The organism is Pseudomonas sp. UBA3149 (assembly GCF_002364655.1).
GTDB classification, from domain to species: Bacteria; Pseudomonadota; Gammaproteobacteria; order Pseudomonadales; family Pseudomonadaceae; genus Chryseomonas; species Chryseomonas luteola.
This window is the reverse complement of record NZ_DEYV01000013.1, coordinates 58,172-80,495: the sequence shown is the minus strand read 5'-3', so window position 1 is coordinate 80,495 and position 22,324 is coordinate 58,172. Positions and strand designations below refer to the sequence as shown.

Sequence of the window (22,324 nt, the reverse complement as noted above, 5' to 3'; positions counted from 1 at the left end):
TGTATTGACGAAAAACAATAGTGTCATATTGATATTGATTTCACTGCTTTTTGAGTGGCACGCTTTTCTCAATCCCCCGGTAGTACAGCCACGCTCGGCCACCAAGCAAGGTAGTTAGTTCTGCCTGAAGACCAAAACGATAACAGTCTTGATACGAGCCTTTTAGGTTCGGCCGTTAAGTGCGCACTTCAGAAATGACACTTTAGGTTTATTGGGAAATTCATGAAAAGCTCAAGCAGGCGTTCCCGTAGTCTGGCTTTCAAAGTAATGAGGCAATGCGCGCTACCATTGGCGGCGTTACTGGTTTCGTCTTCGGCTGTGGCATCGGTCGACCTGGTGGGGCTGAACTTGTCTGGGGCTGGCTTCGCATCACACGTGCTGCCCGGCATCAACGGAACCAATTATATATTTCCGACAGAATTGTACTTCAAGCAGTGGAGTGAGAAGGGCATAAAACTGGTGCGCTTCCCAATTATCTGGGAGCGGCTGCAGCCTACGCTTGGCGGTGCGCTGGACGCTAAGTATGTGCAATTGATCGATAGCACGTTCAGCTATGCAGAAAAGCATAACGTAAAGATCATTCTGGACCTTCATAACTATGCTCGATATCGCGGCCAGATCATTGGAACAAGCGGTGTGCCTTATGCGCGATATCAGGAGATCATGACAAAGATCGCGCAGCGTTGGAGCAGCCAGAAGTCGCTTTATGCCTACGACATCATGAATGAGCCTAATGGTGCGCTGAACTATTGGAACACGGCAGCTCAATACGGCATCAACGGCGTACGTGCGGTTGATACCGTTCGCCCCATTATTGTCGAAGGCAACGGGTGGGCCGAGGCTACGCGCTGGGAGCAGTGGAATAATACGTTACTCGATCTCAAGGATCCTTCAAATAACCTTATCTTTTCTGCGCACACCTACTTTGATAACAATGCGGGCGGCAATTACGAGTCCGTTGACGTCAGCAAGCTTGACCCCATGTATGGCGTTGAGCGAGTCAAGCCCTTTATCGAATGGCTAAAGAAGCACGGCAAGAAAGGCTACATCGGTGAGTTTGGCATCCCGGACAATGACTCTCGCTGGAATACCATCATGGATAACATGCTGGCATATCTGGCGCAGAATTGTATTCCAGCCACCTATTGGGCGGCAGGTCCGGGCTGGGGTAACTATTTCATGTCTGTGGAGCCTATAAATGGTGTTGAGCGTCCTCAATGGCCTACTCTCAAAAAGTACGTCAATAACACCAGATGTACTGCGTTTGGACCTATAAACGGTACCGACGCAACAGCACCAAGCCAACCCGCTAAACCGGCTCAGCCGGCAGTTCCTACGCAGCCTGCTACTCCATCAAAACCTGCCACTCCTGCGCCGAGTAAGCCTGTTACAACAACACCTGCCACACCGAGTCAACCCGTGACTGCACCTGCTACACCAGCCGTGCCTGCCATGCCAGCAAAACCAGCAACTCCTGCACCTGCACAGCCCGCTACGCCTAGCCAACCGGCGAAACCTGTCGTGCAACCGGTAACGCCTGTCACCCGCAGCGGGCTAGATCTGGTCGGCTTGAATTTGTCAGGCGCAGCGTTTGCTCCATACGTCGTACCCGGCAAAAACGGTGTTGACTACCTGTATCCCACAGAGGCGGATTTCAAGCAGTGGAATCAGAAAGGGATCCGTCTGATCCGCTTTCCTATTCTATGGGAGCGTATACAGCCTAAGCTCAGCACAATGCTTGATCCCAACCAGGTTGGCTTGATCCAGACCACTATGAACCTGGCCCAGAAATACAACATCAAGGTTATCCTGGATGTACATAACAATGGGCGCTACAACGGCAATATCATTGGGGCGGGGCCGGTTACCTACACCCATTTCTGGGACCTGATGTACCGAATTGCTTACCGCTGGGCCAGCCATCCTGCCCTGTATGGGTATGACATCATGGCCAAGCCGCATGACATGGATAGTTACTGGCTCAAGGCTGCCCAGTCTGGAATCGATGGCGTACGAACGGTGGATCATACTCACCCGGTGATTGTGGAAGGTAATGCCTGGTCCAATGCATCGCTATGGCCCTATTACAATGACAGTCTGCTCAGCCTCAAGGACTCGGCCAATAACATCATCTTTGCAGCGCACGTCTATCTGGACAAGGACGGCAGCGGTACTTATAGCCCGGAAGATACCAGCCAGCTCAACGCGATGCTGGGCGTCAATCGTGCAAAGCCTTTCGTGGATTGGCTGAAAAAGAACGGGAAGAAGGGCTATATCGCTGAATTTGGCGTGCCAGGTGACGATGCTCGCTGGCTGCCACTGATGGATAATCTGTTCTCATACCTCCAGCAGAACTGTATTCCTGCCACGTACTGGGCGGCTGGTCCGGGCTGGGGTAGCTACAAGCTTTCAGTAGAACCCTTGAATGGCCAGGATCGTCCTCAGTGGGCCACGCTGCAAAAGTATGTACAGCGTTCTAACAGCTGTACGGCAGTAGGACCCGCTAAGTAACGCCATGACGGAAAAGCCGCCTTCGGGCGGCTTTTTATGAGGTTTGATGTACGTCGCGAATGATCGATTCCGGTTTGACAGCACGGGCGGGAGTAAGGCTTAATTCGCGCCCTTCGTTTAACCCTCCTTTCTAAAGTGGTGAAGCCAGTGCCCTGCATCAACCTTTACATCTGATCCGACAACGGTCCCGGTAAGCGGTTGATTTGCGCACTGCGTAGTTCTTATCTGTAAGTCCTGAGCGTTGTCGGTTTTCCCTGTTTGTTTGGAGAAGACCATGACTCTCGACCCGCGCGTCTATGCGCAATTACATGAATTATTCAAGTACCCGAGAACACCCCACCTGGAGTCGTCGCGCCTACAAGAAGGTGATAGCGACCATGATCAGGTAAAGCTGAGCACGCTGAAAGAGCAATTCATCGTGGTGGAGGAAAAGCTTGATGGCGCTAATGCAGCAATCAGCTTTTCCGCTAATGCTGAACTCCTGCTTCAGTCACGTGGGCACTACCTTATCGGGGGCTCACGGGAGAAGCAGTTCAACCTGTTCAAGCAATGGGCACGCGTCCATGAACTGTTTCTGCTTGAGAGACTTGAAGATCGCTACGTGATGTTTGGCGAGGTAATGAGCAAGAAGCATTCGGTTTTCTACGATCAGTTGCCGGGTGTCTTTTTCGAGTTCGACATCTGGGATCGTCGTAGGCAGATCTTTCTGTCAACCGCTGAGCGCCGCGTGTTGTTAGCCGGCGGGCCTGTCCTGTCTGTACCTGTGCTGTATGAGGGTCCTGCGCCTGTAAGGCTCAAAGACCTGCTGGCACTGGTTGGCAAGTCCTGGGCCCGAACCGATCGGTGGAGAGAGCGGTTCGAAGATACAGTGAGGCGTGAAGGGCTAGACCTGAGTAAGGCATGGTCTCAATGCGATACCTCTGATCTGATGGAAGGGCTTTACCTGAAAGTCGAGACAGCCTGCGAAACAGTCGCACGGATGAAGTGGGTCAGGCCAGATTTCGTGCAGACCATTCTGGACGCCAATGAGCATCACTTGCGTCAGCCCTACATTCCCAATGAGCTTGCGCCCGATGTTGATCTCTATGCACCAGTACCTATCGTGACGTGGGAATGTTTGAACAAACAATAACAAGGAGAAATGGAATATGGATTTTCAAACACTTGAGCGCCTGGTTGCTGCACCAGGCCAGCAGCCCGACTTCAAGGGGTGCGTAGAAGCAATACCGGCACTGACTCGGTTGGCAAGTACGCCGCAGGAGCCCGCCTATCATGGGGAGGGTGATGTCTGGACCCATACCTGTATGGTGGTTGAAGCCATGGTAGGTGGAAGTGCCTATGAACGCGCAAGTGCTGAAGAGCGTTTCGTGCTGTTCTACTCGGCACTTTTGCACGACATTGCCAAGCCGGACACTACTGTTATAGATGAGGTCACTGGGCGTATCGGCCAACCGGGACACTCTCGTCGTGGCTCAATTGATGCCCGCATATTGCTCTGGAAGGCAGGCGTGCCATTCTCGTTGCGAGAAACCATTTGCCGAATCATCAGTGTGCATCAGGTGCCGTTCTGGGCGTTGAGCGGTGATCGCTCAGGACATTCTCCAGAGTTTCTGGCACATCGCCTGTCCTGGGAGCTACCGCTCTGGATGTTGATCGCTATGGCCATCGCGGATATGGAAGGGCGTATCTACCCGAACAAGCAGCACGTACTGGATGATATCGTGTTGTTTCAACAGTTGGCGGAGGAAGAAAGCTGCCTGTATTCAGCCAAGGCTTTTCCTGATGATTACACGCGGATGAGCTATTTTCGCGGTGCCCGTATTCATCCGGCGTTCAGTCATTATCGGGAGCAGAAGGGCTCCGATGTGGTAGTCATGGCGGGTCTGCCTGCCAGTGGCAAGAACACATGGGTCGCAGAAAACCTGCCAGGGCTGCCGGTCGTTTCTTACGATGATGCACGGGACGCACTGGGGCTTGCCCATGGCAAGAACGAAGGGGCCGTCGCTCATTATGCGGTGGATACCGCCAAGGCGCTGTTACGCAAAAAAGAAGCTTTTGTCTGGAACGCAACGCATCTGTCCGGCCAAATGCGCAAGAAGACCCTGGATTTGCTCTACCAATACAACGCCTCAATACGAATCGTTTATCTTGAGCAGCCGGAGCGGGTCATTCTTCAGCGTAACGCCAGGCGAAACACGTCATTGCGAAATCAGGATATCCAGCGCATGCTCTGCCGGTGGGAAGTACCGCTGCCGAGCGAGGCGGACTGTGTCGAATATCTGGCCTAACGCTCACACCTCGCTCTTGTCGTAGAGCGGCTTCTTTTTCCATTCGTTGCCCTCTTCAGGCTCAGGTGCCTTTTCTTCAACAGGAGGCGCCTTGAGTTGCTGTTCGGCCTGGGTCTGTTTCTCGATGGCATTCTCAGCGGTCTCTATACCGCTCTCAAAAGCTTCGCGCTGGGCTTGAAACGCCATTTGATCAGATTGGTTGCGAATATATTGAAGGCCACGTTCATAAGCGCGCTTTGCCAGGCGGGGCTGGTCTGACTCAAGCGCTTGGGTGGCCATGTTATCGAACATTTCGATATTGCTGAGCGCAAGCCAATATCTGACTGACTTGAACCAGCCGGAAGCATCCGCCTTGGTAAGCAGGCCATCCTGTACGGCGCGGTGAACCTGACTATTAAGGGTTTCCAGCTGAAAGCTCACCTCTTTGAAGGCCGCCTCGCTTGACAGAGGGCATGGTTGATTCTCGATCGAAATGTCCAAACCGAGTTTTTCCTGCTCCTGCAGGAGGGACTCGCGCTCCGTCAGGGCTTCGGTAGGTTTTTCCAGGCGGCCGATGCGCTGAATAAGGTTGAGTTCTAGTCTGACCAGAAGCTGTTTGAGTTCAGGTGTCATGAACTGGGCTGGAAAGGTTTCCGACAAGGTGCCGATACGGTAAATCCGGTCATTCAGGTCTGCTCGCAGACGAGCCTTATCCAGTTGATAACGGTCTGCAACCTGGTCCACATAGGCCATGAATAAAAATAAAAGGATGCAGCTGACAAACATCAGCGCCAGTGCTGAGGTGGACATGTGTCGTTATACCTTCTGTTCGAGCAGGCCTTTCCAAGACCTGAATGCCTCTAGTGAGAATGTGCGCCCGGAAACTTCAACCCGAGTGCAGTGCCTTCCTGGCGTCTCATGGTTTGCCAGTTGGAGGCTTTCATTAGAAGGCTATCGGTATAGCGTTGGTTTTCTTGAGGAAAATAAATAGAAAAAAGAGTGAGCTGTCTGAGGCATGCCAGAGCCCTTTGGCACACCGTTGATTGAAACAGACCGGAGCAGGGCGAAACGAGCCGGTCACGTGCTCGGCTGAGTACAATCAATCCTCCTGCTTACGTTTATTGACCCCCTAATACCCTCTGCAAAAACTCTATTCAGGCTGATACGACTTCGACGTTTAAAAGCGCCGAAGGCACATATCAATAGCAATTCTGCCTGGAGTAACCTTGGGTGGAGAATACGTACAGGTCTCCAGAATTACGACGTCTGTCTTAATTCCTGCCGGTTGTTGATGAGGCTCAGCATTGCCAGCACGGTAGCTACCCAGCCGGTATACATCAGTTGATTTGAAAGAACACCGCGAACAGCTCGGATTGGGATTTGATGTTGAGCTTGGTATAGATATGTTTTCGATGGACCTTGACGGTCTCGACAGAAATATCCAGCTTCCGCGCAATTTCCTTGCCGGAGCAGCCACTCAGTACGAGGCGTGCAACGTCCATCTCACGGGTGGTCAACGGCATTTCGCTGCGTTGGCTGGTTGTCTCCAGCCGGTGTTGCCACGCTGGAACAGAGGGCGTAGTGGAACCTTGCTCGAAGCGTAGGCGCTGACGCATGAGACCCATTATCCAGGGTTGAATCAGACCGAGCAGGGCTATCTGGTCAGGTTTGAAACGCTGGCGCGAGCCAAGGGACAGGCAAAGCGTCTGATCAGCATCGATCTGGCAGTTGATCTGGATTTCGTCAGCGACCACGTTCAGTCGGAAGTAGAGGCGATAATAATCGGTTTGCTCAAAACATTCTGGTGCGACGTCGTCAAGCCGAACCAGGCCATTGTGGGCTCCCTCACGAGAGGCGATGTAGAACGGGTCCAGAAGATACAGGCCGTTGATGTAGTCCTGAAACAGCGGATCAGGTCCGCCATCACTGGTCGGACTTTCTGCCAGTACAACGGGCCTGCCAGCACTGAAAAGCAGTGCTACCCAGCTGTCGAAGGGCAGATAGCGCGCCAGTAATCGTACCAGCCTGATCCAGAAGTTGGGGGCATCGAGCGCATCAATCAGTTGACCAACCGACTGATGCCAGGCGATATCCTTTAGTTCCATACCCATGCCTACCTCAAAAGGGTTAACCCACCGGCGTGATTATCATGCCAAACCGTGGGCACCATACTGCCAAACCAATGTGTTCGATACGGCTGATGTATCAAGGAGCATTCATGAAGATTGAACTGGCCCAGGTGGCTGGCCGTGATGGCGACAAGGCTTACAACCTGCAGACGGCATTGGCGGCTATCGAAGCCTGTGCACCGGATACACAGCTTATTGTGTTTCCAGAAACGCACCTCAGCGGTTTTCCAACCCATGAAAACGTGGCAGATGTCGCCGAGCCCATTGATGGCCCGACGATTAGTCGGGTTCGTCAGGCTGCGCATGCCAGACAGGTCTCGGTCGCCATCGGCTTTGCTGAAGCGGATGGCGAGCGTTATTACAACACCACGCTTCTGATTACCCCGAATGAAATTGCGCTGAGTTACCGGAAGACGCACTTGTGGTCGTCGGATCAGGGAGTGCTATCGCCTGGTGACCGCTTTGCGACCTGTCTGTGGAACGGTGTTCGGGTCGGTCTGCTGATCTGCTATGACATCGAGTTTCCCGAAACCGCCCGCGCGCTGGCGCAACTGGGTGCACAGCTCATTATCGTAACCAACGGCAACATGGACCCTTATGGGCCTGTACACCGAGCCGCGATCATGGCCCGCGCAATCGAAAATCAGGCGTTTGCCGTGATGGTGAACCGCGTGGGTGAAGGCGATGGCGACCTCACCTTTGCAGGAGGCAGTGCGGTAGTCGATCCCTTTGGAAACATGCTGGTCGAGGCCGGTCGGGAAGAGGCGCACTTGAGCGCATCGCTGGACCTGAGCCAGCTTCAGGCGGTGCGCAAGGATTATCGGTATCTCAATGACCGTCGCCTGAGTTTGCCGGGAGAGCTGATCGAGCAACCGGGAGGGATTCGCGAACTTATTATCTAGGCCAATAAACGTATAACAACAATTATCTTTTTTGCTGATTCAGCACTGCCACAACACCCGACCGCGTAAGCGCGGTATCAACAATCACTATACGGAGTTGTTCATGGCCCATCTGCAACGCACCCTTTCGTTAGGGGCGGTGATGCTGTTCGGCATCGCTTACATGACGCCCATCATTGTGCTCGGCACGTTTGGAGTTCTTGCCCAGAACACAGGTGGGCATGTGCCTTCCGCCTACCTGGTAGCGCTGGTTGCCATGTTGTTTACCGCCATCAGTTATGGTCGCATGGCGGCGGCGTTTCCGGTTTCAGGTTCCGCGTATACCTATGTACGCAAGGCTATAAGCCCCAAGCTGGGCTTTATCGCCGGCTGGGCGGTTCTTCTGGACTACCTGTTTCTGCCTATGGCGATCTGGCTGATTGGCGCTGCCTACCTGAGTTCCGCATTTCCCGCTATCCCTCAAGCGGTTTGGGTATTGGGCTTCATCGCACTTACTACGGTGATCAACGTAGTGGGGCTCAAGCTCGCCAGTACGATTAATACAGCCTTGATGCTGGTTCAATTCCTGGTACTGGCTGCCTTTGTGGTGCTGTGCGTCCATTATGTACAGGGCTCTGGCGAGCCGTTGTTCACGCTGGCACCGTTTACGGACGGTCATTTGCAGTGGCCGCTGGTCATGAGCGGCGCGGCAATAGCCTGCTATTCGTTTCTTGGATTCGATGCCGTAAGTACTCTGACGGAGGAAACCCGGAATGCGGAGCGTACGATACCCAAGGCAATCCTGCTGGTTACTCTAGTCGGCGGACTGGTGTTTATCCTGGCATCTTACTGGGTCCAGCGGGTACACCCAGGCATGGCGTTCGCCAATGTCGACTCTGCAGCTTATGAGATTGCCCGTAACATTGGCGGCGATATCTTTGTTTCGCTGTTTCTGATGGGGCTGATTGTGGGGCAGTTCACGTCTGGTATGGCTGCGCAGGCCAGCGTCTCACGGCTACTGTTTGCCATGGGCCGTGACGGTGTGCTTCCCCAGTCGTTTTTCGGTCAGCTTTCAAGGCGTTTCGGTACGCCAGTCAACAATCTGTTCCTGTGTGGCGTTGTTGCGTTACTGGCATTGAAGCTGGATGTAGCGACATCGACCTCGTTCATCAACTTCGGCGCATTTCTAGCGTTCAGCCTGGTGAACCTTGCGGTAATCTTTCACTTTTATCTCGGTGCGACTCAGCGCGGTATACGTGAAATCCTGTTGTTTCTCATCTGCCCGTTGCTGGGGCTCAGCGCAGATCTCTATCTCATGATCAGCCTGGACTCGATGGCCATTCTATTAGGGTTGAGCTGGCTCGCACTCGGAGTTATCTACCTGGGCAAACTCACGCACGGGTTTCGTACTCAGCCGCCGGAAATGCAGTTCAGCGAAGCGGAGTAGCGGGCCGTTTAGGTTTATCACGGCAGGCCTCGAAGGGCCGCCGTGAGGTTGCAAAAGCAGGCGTATCGTTGCTTTTATGTTTTCAAGCGGCTACCGAGCCTCGACTGCCTGCTTGAGCGCCGTCAGCCCATCTTGGTAGAACTGCGTGAATAGACTTTCAGCCTCCGCCTGGCTGATATGGGTCGCTGTAAAGGTACAGAACCATTCAACCTTGGCGCTCTTTCCTGATACATCCGTGAGTACACGCAGCGTAGAGTCGTAGTCCTTGATCGGGGCAGGTCCTTCGATGATGGTGTAACGGTAGCTTTTTTCAGCCTCGTTAAAGCTTAACAGCCGCTCAATGATGACGTTACCTTCGATATCCTTCAGATGCCGGACCCGACCCCCTTCACTCAGCTGACTTTCGACTACAAACGGCAGCCAGTCAGGCAGGGAGCCGAAGCCTCCCATAAGTTGCCATATCTGCTCAGCATCCACATTGATCTCGATCGAAGCATAGGCGTTGGTCACAGCGATTCTCCTAGCATGAAAGAAACAGGGCAGGTCAGCATACGGCCTGAAGACAATAGAACGGCATTCGAAGAGTACCGTACGTTACGGTCATGCAGGTGATTAATCCCAAGCGGGTGCAAGCCCTTCAGGGCTGACCTCACGAGCGTTTCGCTCAAGTAAGGCGATTTTTGCCATGTCCTCCTGATCCAGACGCAGCTCTTGGGCTAACAGATTGCTGGCCAGATTCTCTAACTTGGTCGAGGAAGGGATGACTGCATATCCCTGCTGTAACGCCCAAGAGAGGGTAACCTGCGCTGGCGTTGCCTGATGCTTATGGGCAATGGCCTTAATGACAGGGTCCTTGAGTACCTTCCCGTAGGCCAGAGTCATATAGGAGGTCACTGGAATATTCTGCTCCTGCAAATATTGAACAAGCTTACGGTTCTGCAGGTAAGGGCTAAGCTCAATCTGGTTGGTGGCAATGGCATCTGTACCAACAATGTCGATGGCTTGTCGGGTCAGTTCGATGTTGAAGTTGGAGATACCGATCTGGCGTGTCAGGCCCTGGTGCTGCGCCTGGGCCAATGCCTCCATAAATTCGGGTAGCCCCACACCATTACCCGGTGCGGGCCAGTGGATCAACGTCAGATCCACGAAGTCGGTCCGGAGTTTTTTCAGGCTTTCCTGCAGGCTGGGAATCAGTTTGTCCTTGGCGTAGTGGTCTACCCAGATTTTCGTCGTGATAAAGAGTTGGTCGCGTGCGATACCGCTTTCGGCAATCGCTTGCCCAATGTCTGCTTCGTTGTTGTAGATCTGTGCGGTATCGATTGCACGATAGCCCAAGTCAAGAGCGTGGCGTACCGAGTTGATGACGGTCTGTCCTGTGAGGCGGAAGGTGCCAAGGCCAAAGGAAGGAATACTCATAACGGGCTCTCCGAAAGGATTGGAGGGACACGGCTGCGTCCCAAGCAAAGGGTTCGGAGCTCAGTGTGATCGGTTGATATCATCTGAATAAGCCCTTAATCCTCAGAATACTTTTGATTTTTACTCAAGGATTAAGGGGAGAAGGCCTTTCTGAAGTCAGGCGGGGCAGGACGTTGGTCGTCTGCCCCAGCGGAACTTGAGGTGATCGATTACAGAGGCGCCTCACCTTTGAGCGCCGGCGGTTGATCACTGGAGCGCTGGATGGGCCCGTGTGAGGAACCATGGTCATGTTGCCTAATGGGCGTCGCGTTATGTGAGGGGGTTTTAACGTTGAGAATCAGCAAGGCGGCCAGGATGGCCGGAATAGCAGCCAGCACAATGATGGTTTGGGCTGGCAAATGCAGGCCGAGCAGCAGACTACCCAGGAGAGGCCCGAGAATCGAGCCAAAGCGGCCAATGCCCAACGCCCAACCTGCGCCAGTTGCGCGTACCTGCGCGGGGTAGAAATTGCTTGCGAAGGCATTCAAGGTCAGTTGACCGCCTATGGTGCAAAAGCCTGCGGCAAATACGAATACCAACAGCAGTGCCTGATACTGATGGGTCAGCCCAAGCAGTACGGTAAATGCGGCTGCGCCCGCCAGAATACAGCTCAGCAAGCGAACCTTGCTGGCCACCCGGTCCATGAAGTATGCCAGGAGCATGGCACCCAATGTACCGGCAAACAAAAACATCGACGTGGCAAGGTTTGCCGAGTTTCGCTGCATACCGCTTTCCTGAAGGAGAGAGGGCAACCAGCTGATCATGAAATACAGCAGGATCAGGCTGACAAAAAACGTCGCCCAGAGAAACAGGGTAGGTCTCGCGTATCCGTTGCGAAAGAGATCCACCACGGCTATGGCAGAGGCAGGCTCCTGTTGACTATCAACGGTTGGTGCTGGCGGCTGCCAGCCGGCAACCATGCGGGACGTGACAGCGGTCAGCCGGGCGTAGGGCGGGGCATCCCTTAGCAGACGTGGCAGAGACTCAGGTAGCAGCATGAGCAGGAAAGGTAAGAGCAGCAGCGGGGCTACACTTCCTATGACGAATACGGCATGCCAGCCGAAACGATCCATGAACGCCACTGCTACGAAGCCGCCCGCTGCGCCGCCAAACGAGAACCCACAGGCGGCCAATGTGACCATTAGGGTACGCAACCTGGGTGGTGAGTAGTCCGACATCAGTGCCATTGCGCTGGGCATAGCGCCGCCCATCCCCAGGCCACAAAAAAAGCGCAGTATCGCCAGGCCCTGCAACGAGTCGATATAGACGGTGACGAAGGTAAGGCAGGCATACAGCAGAACGCAGCTCATGAGCACTCGCCGGATACCTACGCGGTCCGCAAGTGGTGTAACGAGCAGAGAGCCAACGGTCAGGCCGATCAGGTTTGCACTGAAGACCGGTCCAAAGGCCGATTTCTCCAGTCCCCATTCCTGGGCGATAGATGGCACCACGTAGCCCAGTAGCTGAGCGTCATAACCGTCACTGATGAGCAAGAGCGCCAGCAGCGCCAGTATCTGCCATTGATAGCGTGATACGGGATGTGAATCGAGAGCATCGCGAAAGCTGGTTATTTGGTTCTGCATTGCCAATACCTTTTGTTTTTATTTGTGCAGGCAAAATGGGCGCGCGGATCAACTAGCGGTCAGAGAAAGGCAGTTCTGGAGATCAATCAAAATATCAGTCGAAATCGTAAATCGATTACGTTCTGTGTAATCTTTGGTGTGGTGGGGAGGTCTGTCAAGTTGATCGTGCTGCGGTGTGTACTCGCAAGGGGCGCAGCGCTATGCCATGCGGATGAGCATCGGATGTCCGATGGCCGGATCGAGAGGTCAGAGCCGCCCGAAAATCTGCTCTGGAGGTGTGATAGGGACGTTGCGCTTAGTCGGGAGCGGGGAGTGCTGCTGGTGCAGGCCAAGTCTCAAAGCCCCGCGTGGCCGGGGCTTTGTACTAGTCGTATCAACCATTCGTATTTTGCCGTTCAACGCTTTCCAGGTACTGCAATTTATGCACGTTGCCTTGATGATCCTGATACACCATGGTGGCAGGTTCGGCGTTGTTGAGGTCGTTCGTGTCGGCCTTTTCGATCGAAATGACTTTGGCGACATCAATCTTCATGCCGTAGTGATACTGTTCCACCGGAATATTGTCCTGTGCTGAACGAGAGTCTGCAGCAAACGCGCCGGTAGCGAAGGCTGAGGCAAGCAGGGCAGTAGCAATGGCGTATTTCATGATAATGACCTCTTCGATGGGGTGGTTGGTTTCGATGAGGTCATTGAATCGCACACGCCTACTATGCGTGAAATCGATCCTACTGGTGCCAACTATTGCTCTCAATGATGGGTGAAGCGTGGAAGTGTGCTGGCTAAGATAGTCGTCTGCTGTACTAAGCGTTCCCGTAGTCTTACGGTAGTAAGGGTCTGTCTGAAACCCAGATCAGTTTGATCGACTGAATCCTCTCTTGCGGTTAAAGGACCAGATTAATCGGAGCTGATTAGAAAACAGTCATGAACAGGTAAACGCAGACACCCAGGCAAAGCACCGCAAACGACCGCTGCAAGAGGTGGGCCGGTAAATGCTTGCACAGCAGGCGCCCGGCAAGCATGCCTACAAGCGTGGCACCTATGAAAAGCTCTGCCTGCAAGCCAAGCGTGACGCCGCGATAAAGCGCACCGGCTGCGGTACCCAGGGAAATCAGCGCCACCATCATCAGCGAAGTGGCCACGATGCCCTGCATGCGGATATCGCTGCATTGGCGCAAGGCCGGGACGATCAGAAAGCCGCCCCCCACACCGAGCATACCGGTCAACAGGCCCGACAGGCTTCCGATGATCGAAAGCGTAGCCAGGCATCGGCCATTCCAATGCAGGCGTCCGGTCGTTGGATCCAGCATGCAATTTTTTTGAAGCGGGCCGTGAGTCGTACAGGCTTGATCTACCGTAGCCCGACTCTGAAGCAGCATGCGGATGGCAACAAACAACATGATCAGGCAGAAGCAAAGCATGAGGGTACGATTGGGCAAGTGATGCGCCAGCTGACTTCCAAGGGGCGAAAAGCAAAGTCCCAACGCGGCCATGAGTAGCGCCGCCCGATATCGCACCAGACCTTTGCGCAGCCCGTCCACCGCACCCAGGGTCGCCGCGGTGCCGATTGCAAGCAGCGCAACGGGAGCAGCCTGAGAGAGGGCCCAGCCCAGACCAAGCGTCAATGCCGGGATCGCCAGGATACCTCCGCCTGCGCCTGTCAGGCCTAACACAAGGCCGATACCGATTCCGAGAAGAGAGGCCAGCAGCACGAAGCGGGTTCCCTTAATTCTGGGCGCAGCGGGTAAGCCACTCGCGGCCCTTGAGCATGCCGTTCCAGTAGAAGCGGGGCAGTACGCTGGCCTTCAGCAACCAGGCGGATTTACGCGGCACCTTGGGATCAAAGGGAAAGGTCGGCAAAAGCTTTCCACCATAACCAAACTCGGCCAGGATCACCTTGCCTTTTTCGACGGTAAGTGGGCAGGAGCCGTAACCATCATATCGGCTTGGCAAGGGGTGCCCCTTGCGCAAGGCCAGCAGATTTTCTGCTACGACTACGATCTGCTTGCGTGCCGCTGCCGCCGTCTTGGCGTTGCTGGTACCGCACACATCACCCAAGGCAAATATGTCTGGATGACGAGGATGCTGAAGGGTGGCCGGATCGACCTCAAGCCAGCCCGCCGCATCGGCCAGCGTACTACGCCGAACTACATCAGGGGCCTGTTGCGGTGGCACCACATGCAGCAGGTCGAACGCTTTGGCTTGACGGCTCACGCTACCGTCATCGGCGGTAACTTCGAACCAGGCGGTTTTGCCAGGGCCGTCGACAGCGACCAGATTGGACTGAAAAGCCAGTGATGCCTGATATTTCTCTACATACGCCATCAGAGGTGGGACAAAGGCCGGTACGCCAAACAGCGCTGCGCCTGCCAGGTTGAATTCGACCTGGATGTTCTTCAGCACCCCTTGTCGCAGCCAGTGATCGCAGGATAGGTACATGGCTTTTTGGGGCGCACCGGCACATTTGATCGGCATCCCCGGTTGAGTGAATAGCGCCTTCCCATGCCTCAGGTTTCGGACCAGCTCCCAGGTGTAAGGGGCCAGGTCATACCGGTAATTGGACGTCACACCATGTTGGCCCAGCGTGTCTTCCAGCCCAGTGATGCGCTCCCACGCCAGTTGCAGACCGGGACAGATGATCAGTTGCTGATAACCCAGTTGCTTACCGTTGCTGAGCAGCACGCTCTGGCGCTCCGGGGCGAACGCGCTGACCGATGCCTGAATCCAAGTGACACCGTGCGGCATGACGCTGGCCATCGGGCGAACCGTGTCCGCTGCGTCGTAGGCTCCACCCCCTACAAGCGTCCAGGCGGGCTGATAGTAATGATGATCGCTGGGCTCGACCACGGCGAGTTTCAGCTCAGGGGCACGGCGCAGCAGGCTTGCAGCGACGCCGATACCAGCTGACCCACCGCCCATGATGACGACGTCGTATTGGCTACTTGCCGCTTCGTTCTCGCACGCCATTCGGTACAGCTGAGTAGAGCGGTTACCTGTGCGACAGAACGCCAGAATCGGATGGGGGAGCGTGCTGAGTAACGCCTGTAACTGCTGGGCCTGCCCCTCATGAATGGTGCTGGGTATGACAGGGAGATAGACAAAGCTCAGGCCCAATGCTTCGGCCTGGCGCCGAAGTTGTTCGCTAAGAGGCTGTTCTGGTCCACCTTCATGATCCGGTCGATTGCAGATGATGCTGCGGTAGCCTTGCTGAGCGATGCCAGGCAAGTCATCGAGCTGTAGCTGTCCGCACGTAGCGAACGTTTCATCGAGTCGGTTGATGGGGTAGTCCATGGGCAACTCCAGACAGCGTAGGAAACAACAAAAAGTCTATGGCGCTATTGCAGACAGGTTGAACGTAGAGATGACTCTTTACTGCATGCTTTTCAGGGCCTGACCGCAGTACAGGCTGGACAGTGTCTGCATGACGGAAACGACCTCGAAACTGGCAAGGGCGTAATAGATGTACTTGCCTTCGCGACGCGTATTGACCAGTCCTTCTTCCCGAAGGACACTCAGCTGTTGAGAAAGCGTCGGTTGGCGGATACCCGTCAGGTCTTCCAGCTCGCCCACATTGCGCTCACCCTGGGTCAGCTGACAGAGCAGCAGGAGGCGGTCTTCGTTGGCCAGCGCTTTCAGCAGCGTGCAGGCTTTTGAAGCAGAGGCCCTGAGCAGAGCGACTTCGGTAGTAGAAAGCTGAGTTGCCATTGGTCCCTTCCTCGTCATGCGTCCAATCAGTCTATTTTCATACAATATATAATTCAATATATTGTAAAAAGGTAGATCGATGGAGAGGTAATAGACATGACTCCTTTAGTACAGGCATTTTTCGATGCCGACACGGCTACCATCAGCTATGTGGTATTCGAGGCGGATGGTTCGGAATGCGCCATCATCGATTCGGTATTGAATTACGATGCCAAGGCCGGGCGAACCAGCACACATGGGGCTGACCGGATCATTGCATTTATTCAGGAGCATAGTCTCAAGGTGCAATGGTTGCTTGAGACCCATGCCCACGCCGATCATCTTTCTGCATCGGCTTACCTGAAACGTATGCTGGGAGGCAAGATTGCCATTGGCGCTCCCATCCGCCAGGTTCAGGGCGTTTTCCGTGATGTTTTCAACCTGGAACCTGAGTTCCGGTTGGATGGCTCACAATTCGATTATCTTTTCGAGCCGGACGAGTTGTTTCACATTGGCCGTATAGCGGCGCGTGCGCTGCATGTTCCAGGGCATACACCTGCGGATATGGCCTATCAGGTAGCGGAGCATTCGGTATTCGTAGGCGACACATTGTTCATGCCTGACGTAGGAACCGCACGGTGCGATTTTCCCGGAGGCAGTGCCCGTCAATTGTACCGTTCTATCAAGCGGATACTGGCGCTACCAGCCGAGACGATATTGTACCTGTGCCACGACTATCCACCCGCTGGGCGAGAGGTATGCTGGAAGACGACGGTCGCTGAGCAAAGGTCCAGCAATATCCACGTGCACGACGGTATTGCCGAAGATGCTTTTGTCGAGATGCGCAGCCGTCGGGACGCAACGCTATCGATGCCGACGCTTATTCTGCCGTCGATCCAGATCAATATCCGGGCGGGTGAGATGCCACCTGCAGATGAGTCTGGTGCGACCTTCCTGAAAATTCCGATCAATCGCCTTTAGGCAGGGCGTCAGTCTTCTTCCCAAAACGTCGGGCAGTTTAGTTTCAATGCGCGGGCTTTGGCAGCGTGCATGGCCGCTTCGAGTTCCTCCGGGGTGGCCTTCTGCTCGGTCTTGGCGTATGTCCAGGTTGCCAGGGCGACGTAGCAACTGGAGTAGAGCTCGGCAAGGGAGCGGCATTCCGACTGGCGGCTGACCTGGTCAAGCGGGAGGGGACGCGCCTGCAAGGTGGTTTCAACGGGTGTCAGCGAGCGGCTCTGGCATCCACTTAGTAGCAGGACTGCCATGAGCATAAAACCAGTGAAGAGGCGATGGGTCATGTGTTCTGTTCGTAACGGATAGGATGGCAAGTGTAACGACCCAGGCAGGCTTGGCCTATCGGCGGCAGTAGTTATCCGGGATCGATCACCTGATACAGGCGCCAGGGTAAGGTCATGCCTTACGCTGGCGCCCTGCAATGCATTAAAGCGCGGTTTTCTTTTGCGGCCCCTTGAAATGCTGACCGCGAGGCAGGCGGCTGCCATCGGCCAGCTTGTTTTGCCACTCGGCAAACGCAACGCTACGGGTACGGTAGGTTACGGACTGCTCAACAGGCTGTGTCTTGGCAGCCGGTACGGGAGCAGCAATCTCCTGAACCTGAGTGTCGGTTACTGTTGCCGCTGCATAAGCCGCCGAGCGCAGGCATGTCTTGCAGGTAACCTGATCAGGCTGGGTAGAGACATTAGGACTGCTGCGGCCGCAAGCGACTTGATCAGTGCCGGTGGAGTAGTGCATTACCATGGTATTACTTCCTTTCAGTACAAGCTAAAACAGTCGCCGCTTCGCAATGCGACGAGGTATTGCAGTGGATTCAGGACGGCCTCGGGGCGTTGGCCTCAGGGCAGCGTGTGCTCATTGGCATGAGTAGTATTTCGCCTTCGAAATCACCCCTCGACTTTCAAAATCCAAACAAAAAAAGGCGTAGTTTAACGGGTTATCGCCATTTAGTCTGTTTTGGCGGGCGCAAACTGCCGCGAGTGGCAGGAAACATGGCATAGTGAAATGGGAGGTCGGTCATCAGCTCATATGGAATCAGGGCTTGCACCTCTGTAGTTTCGTAGTAAATTGGTAACATGTTAACTATCTACAAGAACAACAGGCTGAATGACAGCCGAGGTGAAATGCCATGCAAGTCCAAAGTCTCGATGCGTTTTCGATCTGGCTAGAAACGATTCGCGCTTTTTGTGGCCGCCGTTTTACCGCGCAGCCCTCGTTGACCGGTTCGCTGTTTATCGGCGAGCTTACCCAACGGCGTATAGCCGGGCTTGAACTGGCCATGGTCAAGACCAACGCGGCCTGTCTGGCTCGCAAACGAGGGCATGATCAAGATGGTGATCGATACTGCTTTCTGGTCATGCAGCGATCCGGGCGAGCACAGATCACGCAGCATGGGCATACCATCGATCTGGTGCCCGGTGAGATGGCGCTGGTTGATTCTGCAGGCACCTGCGAAATCACTCCGCTTGGTTTGATGGAGCATTGCTCGATTCATCTTCCCCGCGAGGCGGTGTCCAGGCATCTGGCCGATCAACAGCATATTTTTGGCAAACTTAATTCAGGCAGTGCCAGCGGCCGGTTGCTTCGGCTGATCTGTACCCAGCTGGCCGAGGGTATGCCGGCACAGGAATGGCAGGATGATGAAGGGGAGGCGCTCCAGGATTCGCTGATCAGCCTGTTGAAACCCGCCTTGACAGCCAGTGCGCCCACAATGGCCGTTGAGCTCCAGGCCAAGGGCGGCGTACTGCGAAGCGGAGTGGAACAACTGATCCACGACCAGCTGGCCGATGCGTCCTTGAGCCCTGCCAAACTGGCGGCGCAGCTGGGCATTTCCATCCGCCAGCTGTATCGGCTATTCGAAGAAGAGGGCGATAGCGTCTGCCGTTATATCCAGCGTGCCCGACTTGCACGCAGCGCTGCCGATCTGCTCGATCAGCGTCTGGTCAACGAGTCGATCACAGACATTGCTTTCAAATGGGGTTTTACCGACTCGGCTCACTTCAGCCGGACGTTCAAGAAGCATTTCGAAAGGTCCCCGCGGGACTACCGTAGCCAGTCGATGACGGCCTGAGCACGCTCAGGCCGCGTTCATCAGGCTCAGTAGGCAATACACACGGATTTGAGTTCGGTAAAGGCTTCGACAGCGCCGCGGCCGAACTCCCGTCCGATACCGGATTGCTTGTAGCCCCCAAAAGGCAGGTTCGGGTCGACCGGTACGTGGCTGTTGACCCAGACCGTGCCCGCCTCGATGCGGGGAATGAGGTCCATGGCACGGGTCAGATCATTGGTCCAGAGACTGGCCGTGAGACCGTATTGGCTGTCGTTGACCATATGGATGGCTTCATCCAGTGAGTCGTAAGCGATAACGGACAATACCGGTCCGAAAATCTCTTCGCGTGCCGCCGCCATGTGGTGCTCAACGTTGGCCAGCACAGTAGGCTGAACGTAATAGCCGGGAAGGTCGGGTGCATTGCCTCCCGTCATGACAGTAGCCCCTTGCTGGCGTGCCAGCTCTAGATGCTGAAGAACACTGCCCTGGTGCCGGCGTGAAACGACCGGGTTGATTTGTGTGGTTGGGTCCAGCCCCGGCCCGATCTTCATGCCGTTTACCGCGGCGCTAAGCGCTTCGACATAGTCCGCTTTTAGCGCATGCGGCACGTAGATGCGCGAAGCGGCGGCGCACACCTGACCCTGATTGAGTAGGCCGCCCATGAGCGCGCCTGCAACTGCTTTTTCAAGGTTGGCGTCTTGTAGCAGCACCATAGGGTTCTTGCCACCGAGCTCCAGAGAGAATCGTGTCATGTTTTGCAGGGCGGCAGTCCCGATCTGCTTGCCGATGGCCGTAGAGCCGGTAAAGGACACCTTGCTGACGTTGGGGTGCGCCACCAGTGCGGCACCCGCTACCGAGCCGCGGCCGATCAGTACGTTGAATACACCGGGCGGAACGCCGGCCTCTATGGCCAGCTCGGCTACCCGCAGCACGGTAAGAGGTGTTTCTTCCGAGGGCTTGATGATGATGGAGCAGCCACAGGCCAGGGCCGGCATGATTTTCCACAGGGCGATCATGAGCGGGAAATTCCAGGGGACGATGCCTGCCACTACGCCAACTGCCTCACGGCGCGTATAAGCGTTGTAACGGGCGCCGGTTGGAACAGGTATCGAGACGTCGAGCGTCTGCCCTTCGAGCTTGGTGGCCCACCCGGCCATGTAACGCATGTATTCAACTGCGCCGCCGACTTCAATCGCGCGGGCAATATGGATCGATTTACCTTGTTCCAGCGTTTCCAGTTGCGCCAGTTCCTCGCCGTGGGCTTCGACGAGATCAGCAAAGCGCAGGAGGATGCGCTCACGATCAGCCGGTCGAGCCCTGCTCCAGATGCCCGCGACAAACGCAGCGCGGGCGGACTCGACGATACGGTCTACTTCCTCCCGCTCGGCCAGCCTTACCTGTGAAATGGCCTGGGCCGAAGCGGGATCGTTTACCGCAATGACATCGCCGCGAGAAGCGGTGCTGGGCTGGCCATCCACGAAGCTGGAATGCGTAAGCGACAGAAAACGGGTAACAGTCTCGAGGGGCGTAATGAGTTCGGCAGTAGACATAAGGGATTCCTGGCTATTCTCAAGGCTCTAAGGCAAGCGGTGAGGCTTCATGTCCAGAGCTTAGGAGTCGTCAATCAAGAGAGCTTGCATGTCGCTGCCGCAGGGTTTGATCTTCTCTGCCACCCGCAAGGCATCACCCGGTGTGATGAGGCAAGGCGGCTTGCGCTGCCGTGAACGCACCAATCGATTTGAATAGGGTGAGGGACGAAGAGGAATTCAGAATGGTTGATTAATATGTTAATTATATGCGATGGTCCCGCTCCGTTGGTAAATGGCGGTATATCTGCCAATCTATTCATTGGGCTGGCGTCCGGCCCGTGCAACGATATCTTTCATGGCTCCTGGTGACTAATTGTCATGCTGAAACCGCGTCCTTCTCTTACGCTTACCTTGTTGCAGGCCCGCGAAGCGGCCATGGGGTTTTTCCGTCCGTTGTTGAATGAGCACGGCCTTACCGAACAGCAATGGCGCATCATTCGGATACTCTGGCAGCGGGGCGAGATGGAGAGCCATCAGCTGGCAAAGCAGGCCTGCATTCTCAAGCCCAGCATGACCGGTGTATTGTCTCGCATGGAGCGTGACGGGTACGTGCAGCGCTGGAAAACACCCAAGGATCAGCGACGTGTTTACGTGAGCCTGACGGATCGTGGCCGGGCGTGCTTCGAATCCATGGCCACGGGTATGGAGACCAACTACCAGCGCATCCAGGAGCAATTTGGTGAGGAAAAGCTCAAGACGCTAATCGCCTTGCTGGAAGAGCTCAAACAGGTGCGGCCTGGCTCGGAGGATGACGACGAAGAGCGCCTTGTCTATCCCGATCGGGATGACAGTTGATCAGCTGGGCAGGTAAAGCGGCCCAAGGGCCGCTGGTTCAGTTCAGGCTCGGTGCCTCATACCTTAATAGACACCGCCACCATGTGTGGGCTTTGGAGTGTTGTGCTTGAAATGGCCTAGCAGCGTTTGAAGGCCTTTCATCAGCACCGTCGTGTCGACCCCCACCGCTACAAAGACTGCGCCCAGCTCGATATAACGCTGGGCGAGCTTCTGATCGGCTGAAAGAATACCTGCCGCCTTGCCGGCTTTAGCAATACGAACAATCGCCTCTTCAATTACGGCTTGAACCTCTGGGTGGCCTGGATTGCCACGATGCCCCAGTGCGGCAGACAGGTCAGCAGGACCGATGAACACTCCGTCCACTCCATTGACCTCCAGAATGGCATCCAGATTATCCAGGCCGGTTCGGTTCTCGATCTGGACTAGAAGACACATCTGTTCATCAGCATGATCCAGGTAGCCGGGGATCGTGTTCCAGCGTGAGGCGCGTGCCAGGGCGCTGCCTACACCGCGAATACCCTCCGGCGGATAGCGCATGGCCTTTACCAATTCTCTGGCCTGATCAGCGGATTCGACCATCGGCACAAGCAGTGTCTGGGCGCCAATATCCAGAAGCTGTTTGATAAGCACAGGATCGCCAATGGGCGGCCGTATAATCGGGTGGGTGGCATACGGCGCAACGGCCTGTAGTTGAGCGAGTAGGCTGCGGACATCATTGGGCGCATGCTCGCCATCAAGCAGCAGCCAGTCGAAACCGGCGTTGGCGGCTAATTCAGCGCTGTAGGCATTGGCGAGGCCAATCCAGAGGCCAATCAGCGGGTCACCGCCTTTGAGGCGCTGTTTGAAGGTGTTGATAGGAAGCTGCATGGTAAATCCTCACGGCGGGAGGTTGGCCTGGGCATGAGCACGCTGCCGCAGGCCA

The 22,324-nt window shown here is 55.2% G+C and carries 21 protein-coding genes; 8 read left to right on the top strand and 13 right to left on the bottom strand.

The genetic code is table 11. The annotated features are described in order from the left end of the window. Positions 1–222 precede the first annotated feature (222 nt). From B3729_RS11635 to B3729_RS11625, 3 genes are all read left to right on the top strand, one after another. Positions 223–2,511, top strand: coding sequence for a cellulase family glycosylhydrolase (locus tag B3729_RS11635; RefSeq protein WP_286787966.1), 2,289 nt, complete (start codon positions 223–225; stop codon positions 2,509–2,511). A 274-nt stretch (positions 2,512–2,785) separates the two neighbouring features. Next, the gene (locus B3729_RS11630) at positions 2,786–3,643 is read left to right on the top strand and encodes an RNA ligase family protein (protein ID WP_286787965.1); all 858 of its coding nucleotides are present in this window, start codon (positions 2,786–2,788) and stop codon (positions 3,641–3,643) included. Between the two features lie 16 nt (positions 3,644–3,659). After that, a complete protein-coding gene (locus tag B3729_RS11625) occupies positions 3,660–4,799 on the top strand; it encodes an AAA family ATPase (RefSeq protein WP_286787964.1) in 1,140 nt (379 codons plus the stop codon). Between the two features lie 3 nt (positions 4,800–4,802). On the opposite strand, the gene B3729_RS11620 is transcribed toward B3729_RS11625, so the two are convergent. Both B3729_RS11620 and B3729_RS11615 read right to left on the bottom strand, forming a co-directional pair. Beyond that, a complete protein-coding gene (locus B3729_RS11620) occupies positions 4,803–5,588 on the bottom strand; it encodes a hypothetical protein (protein WP_074826117.1) in 786 nt (261 codons plus the stop codon). Between the two features lie 527 nt (positions 5,589–6,115). Beyond that, entirely contained in the window at positions 6,116–6,889 is a 774-nt protein-coding gene (locus B3729_RS11615; RefSeq protein WP_286787963.1) for a helix-turn-helix transcriptional regulator, read from the bottom strand. Positions 6,890–6,996: 107 nt separating this feature from the next. Here B3729_RS11615 and B3729_RS11610 point away from each other — a divergent pair, with 107 nt between their 5' ends. After that, positions 6,997–7,809 carry a carbon-nitrogen hydrolase family protein gene (locus B3729_RS11610; RefSeq protein WP_010799007.1) on the top strand — a complete coding sequence of 271 codons (813 nt, stop codon included), beginning with the start codon at positions 6,997–6,999 and terminating at the stop codon, positions 7,807–7,809. A gap of 103 nt (positions 7,810–7,912) precedes the next feature. Then, positions 7,913–9,235: an APC family permease gene (locus tag B3729_RS11605; protein ID WP_286787962.1), complete on the top strand. Its 1,323-nt coding sequence runs from the start codon at positions 7,913–7,915 to the stop codon at positions 9,233–9,235. Between the two features lie 90 nt (positions 9,236–9,325). Here the strand turns inward: B3729_RS11605 and B3729_RS11600 are convergent, their stop codons facing one another. From B3729_RS11600 to B3729_RS11570, 7 genes are all read right to left on the bottom strand, one after another. Beyond that, positions 9,326–9,745 carry an SRPBCC family protein gene (locus tag B3729_RS11600; RefSeq protein WP_286787961.1) on the bottom strand — a complete coding sequence of 140 codons (420 nt, stop codon included), beginning with the start codon at positions 9,743–9,745 and terminating at the stop codon, positions 9,326–9,328. A 102-nt stretch (positions 9,746–9,847) separates the two neighbouring features. Then, positions 9,848–10,651, bottom strand: a complete 804-nt coding sequence (gene dkgB, locus B3729_RS11595) for a 2,5-didehydrogluconate reductase DkgB (protein WP_286787960.1) — start codon at positions 10,649–10,651, stop codon at positions 9,848–9,850. Positions 10,652–10,860: 209 nt separating this feature from the next. Continuing rightward, complete coding sequence (locus B3729_RS11590; RefSeq protein WP_019366227.1) at positions 10,861–12,273, bottom strand: MFS transporter; 1,413 nt, start codon at positions 12,271–12,273, stop codon at positions 10,861–10,863. Positions 12,274–12,646: 373 nt separating this feature from the next. Beyond that, positions 12,647–12,919, bottom strand: a complete 273-nt coding sequence (locus B3729_RS11585) for a DUF2790 domain-containing protein (protein WP_010799012.1) — start codon at positions 12,917–12,919, stop codon at positions 12,647–12,649. A gap of 262 nt (positions 12,920–13,181) precedes the next feature. Then, positions 13,182–13,982 (bottom strand): sulfite exporter TauE/SafE family protein, encoded by an 801-nt coding sequence (locus tag B3729_RS11580; RefSeq protein ID WP_286787959.1) that lies wholly within the window; start codon positions 13,980–13,982, stop codon positions 13,182–13,184. 13 nt (positions 13,983–13,995) lie between these two features. Further along, positions 13,996–15,561, bottom strand: a complete 1,566-nt coding sequence (locus B3729_RS11575) for a bifunctional protein tyrosine phosphatase family protein/NAD(P)/FAD-dependent oxidoreductase (RefSeq protein WP_286787958.1) — start codon at positions 15,559–15,561, stop codon at positions 13,996–13,998. A 78-nt stretch (positions 15,562–15,639) separates the two neighbouring features. Then, complete coding sequence (locus B3729_RS11570) at positions 15,640–15,975, bottom strand: ArsR/SmtB family transcription factor (protein WP_286787957.1); 336 nt, start codon at positions 15,973–15,975, stop codon at positions 15,640–15,642. Positions 15,976–16,071: 96 nt separating this feature from the next. Here B3729_RS11570 and B3729_RS11565 point away from each other — a divergent pair, with 96 nt between their 5' ends. Beyond that, positions 16,072–16,935, top strand: coding sequence for an MBL fold metallo-hydrolase (locus B3729_RS11565; RefSeq protein WP_286787956.1), 864 nt, complete (start codon positions 16,072–16,074; stop codon positions 16,933–16,935). An 8-nt stretch (positions 16,936–16,943) separates the two neighbouring features. On the opposite strand, the gene B3729_RS11560 is transcribed toward B3729_RS11565, so the two are convergent. Together B3729_RS11560 and B3729_RS11555 are read right to left on the bottom strand one after the other, a co-directional pair. Then, positions 16,944–17,252 carry a hypothetical protein gene (locus tag B3729_RS11560; protein ID WP_010799017.1) on the bottom strand — a complete coding sequence of 103 codons (309 nt, stop codon included), beginning with the start codon at positions 17,250–17,252 and terminating at the stop codon, positions 16,944–16,946. Positions 17,253–17,394: 142 nt separating this feature from the next. Continuing rightward, positions 17,395–17,712, bottom strand: coding sequence for a hypothetical protein (locus B3729_RS11555; RefSeq protein ID WP_150346141.1), 318 nt, complete (start codon positions 17,710–17,712; stop codon positions 17,395–17,397). A 385-nt stretch (positions 17,713–18,097) separates the two neighbouring features. Here B3729_RS11555 and feaR point away from each other — a divergent pair, with 385 nt between their 5' ends. Beyond that, positions 18,098–19,039 carry a transcriptional regulator FeaR gene (gene feaR / locus B3729_RS11550; protein ID WP_286787955.1) on the top strand — a complete coding sequence of 314 codons (942 nt, stop codon included), beginning with the start codon at positions 18,098–18,100 and terminating at the stop codon, positions 19,037–19,039. Positions 19,040–19,065: 26 nt separating this feature from the next. Here the strand turns inward: feaR and B3729_RS11545 are convergent, their stop codons facing one another. Continuing rightward, entirely contained in the window at positions 19,066–20,568 is a 1,503-nt protein-coding gene (locus B3729_RS11545; protein WP_286787954.1) for an aldehyde dehydrogenase family protein, read from the bottom strand. Positions 20,569–20,925: 357 nt separating this feature from the next. On the opposite strand from B3729_RS11545, the gene hpaR reads away from it, so the two are divergent. Beyond that, positions 20,926–21,402 carry a homoprotocatechuate degradation operon regulator HpaR gene (hpaR, locus tag B3729_RS11540; RefSeq protein WP_010799021.1) on the top strand — a complete coding sequence of 159 codons (477 nt, stop codon included), beginning with the start codon at positions 20,926–20,928 and terminating at the stop codon, positions 21,400–21,402. 63 nt (positions 21,403–21,465) lie between these two features. On the opposite strand, the gene hpaI is transcribed toward hpaR, so the two are convergent. Further along, positions 21,466–22,269, bottom strand: coding sequence for a 4-hydroxy-2-oxoheptanedioate aldolase (gene hpaI, locus B3729_RS11535; protein ID WP_286787953.1), 804 nt, complete (start codon positions 22,267–22,269; stop codon positions 21,466–21,468). Positions 22,270–22,324: the final 55 nt, after the last annotated feature.